This window comes from Bradyrhizobium sp. Crot121 (assembly GCF_059512385.1).
The window spans coordinates 1-231 of record NZ_JCAMOR010000588.1 but is presented as its reverse complement, the minus strand read 5'-3'; the positions used below and the strand labels follow the sequence as shown (position 1 = coordinate 231).

The window sequence follows — 231 nt, the reverse complement described above, 5'->3', positions numbered from 1 at the left end:
GACAGCTCGTCAGTTGGGGCGGTCAGCCGGCTTGAGGTGCTTGAAGGCCCCTCCGGGCGTGGTGTGCGTTCGGAGGCCGAGCGGGCTCGGATCGTCGCGGAAAGTCTGCTGCCCGGTGCTCAGGTGTCTGAGGTGGCGCGCAGGCACGGGGCGACGCGTTGGCAGATTTACGATTGGCGACGACGCTTTCGCCGGCGAGGCGTATTGCCGTCGTGCGAGGCTTCGCAGCCG

General features: G+C 68.4%; 1 protein-coding gene. It reads left to right on the top strand.

Annotation, left to right across the window (positions count from 1 at the left end):
- Positions 1-36: 36 nt before the first annotated feature.
- The coding region (locus AC5ZGW_RS48000) for a transposase (protein WP_496114380.1) at positions 37-231 on the top strand (195 nt) is incomplete at its 3' end.